At 66.7% G+C, this 1,859-nt stretch carries 1 protein-coding gene; it reads right to left on the bottom strand.

Annotated elements, in window-relative coordinates; genetic code table 11:
• A partial coding sequence (locus L995_RS33745; RefSeq protein WP_197065118.1) for a phosphoribosyltransferase occupies positions 1-1,859 on the bottom strand: 1,859 nt, incomplete at both ends.

Here is a 1,859-nt window from a genome sequence, read left to right as displayed (position 1 = left end):
GTCCAGCACCATGTCGCGCAGGCCGGCGTACTCGTCGCCCAGCGCGCGCATCATGTCCGCGCGGGCCGTCATGTCGATGGAGCGGTCAATGGCCGCGCGGGCTTCGCGGTACAGGGCAACCTGGTTGGGCGTGGCGCCGAACATCGTCTGCAGTTCGGCATCCGTCCAGACCGCGCCGGCCTTGAGCATCTTGCTCTCGAAGCGGGAATTCACCAGCTTTTCGTACTGGGCCAGCGGCAGGCCGCGCCAGGCCCGCAGCATGCGGTCATCCAGCCGGCCGGCGCGCAGCAGCAGTTGGGCTTTGTCGTCGGCGGGGAGGTTGCCGTACTTCTTGGTCAGCTCGTCCACCAGCACGGCCTTGCCGTCCACGTCCCGACCCCACAGCAGCGTGCCCTCGAAGAGAGGCTTCGCCACAGCCTTGTTGTCGGCCGCCGAGACAGGGGTTTTACGATTCTTGCCCACCAGGTCGCCGATGGTGTCCACGCGCGGCAGCAGGCGCGGCGCCCGGTCGGCCGCATCGTTGGCAAGCATGGACACGTCATCGATGTTGCGCTGGGCGGTCTCGTAGACGGGCTTGAAGGCTGGCGCACGCTCGGCCAGGTGGCGCATGGTGCCGATGGTCTTGTCCCAGAGCGAGACCTTGCCCGGGTGGGACATCGTCTTCTGGAGCTGGTCCAGAGCGCTGTCCTTGATCTCCGAAAGCCGCGAGCGGCTGAAGCTCAGGTCGTCGGCGTCTGCCTGGCGAGGATTTCCTTCATCTTCGCGCTGGCTTCCGCTGCGTCCTTCCTCAGTGATTCGATCTCGGAGTCGCTGAGCCGGTTCGTAGCGCGCGAGGTATCGGGCCTCAGACTCGGTAAGCGCGTCGAAGCCGTAGCCGGTTGCGGCACGGAATTGGTCTTCGAGGTCGCCATGTTTTTTTCGGAGGGAGGTCAGAGTTTCGGGAGAGGGCTGGATTTTTGCACTGTACTGCTTGCCGGTCAACGCGACCACGCCCACGACTTCGCCGCCGCCCTCACGAACGTGGCTAGCCAGGGCCGCAAACGTGCCGCCCTGGGTCAGGGTGTCATCCACCAGCAGGTACTGGCCTGCCGTGGTGGTGCCGGCGAAATCGACCGGCGCGAAGATTCGATCCAGCCCATCCAGGCCAGTCCGGTGCGCGCGGTTGGCCTGCACGATGCCCGTCTCCACCTCCAGGCCCAGCCGGCTAGCAAGCACCTCTGCGGCGGCCAACGGGATCTTGTTGCGCCCTGCGGCCTCCTCGGCAACCACCGGCACCACACGAGGCCTGGCATTGCCGATGGCCGCCTTCACCTGGGCCACCAGTTCGGGGGTTACCAGGCTTTGCGCCACGCGCACCGCAGCCTCGATGTCCCCCGCCTTGGCTGCCGCGTAGTCCGGGTGCTTCGACGCACTGCCCAGCGTGCTACCGATGATGGCATCCGGGGTGGCGGCTGCTGCATCGGAGCGGCTGAATGTCGGTTCAACCCGATCCAGCAGGGCACGCTGCCCGCGCTCCACGAACCCACGGGCCGGCAGGATGTACGCCTGGATGATGTCGGCATCCGACAGCTTCAAGCGCCCGAACCCGGGCACATTCGCCCGCAGCCAGTTGCGGATGGCCGCCACGGCACGCTGCACGAAATGCAACTGCGGCGTCTTCTCGGCCATCTCGGCCAGCACTTCCTCGGCCGCGTGGCGCCGGCTCAGGTCCGTGACGCCGCGCAGCCCATATTCCTTGATCTTGGCCGCTACCTCAGCTTGGCGCATGGCGGCCACTTGGTTGAGGATCTTGTTCAGCTCCGGGCCGAACATGCCGCGCAGGCCATGATGGCCCAGCACCTCGTGGTGCAGCAACGCGG

Origin of the sequence: Delftia sp. ZNC0008, assembly GCF_000799035.1 — a bacterium.
In the GTDB taxonomy this organism is placed as follows: Bacteria; Pseudomonadota; Gammaproteobacteria; order Burkholderiales; family Burkholderiaceae_C; genus Comamonas; species Comamonas tsuruhatensis.
This window is presented reverse-complemented; position numbering and strand designations above follow the sequence as displayed.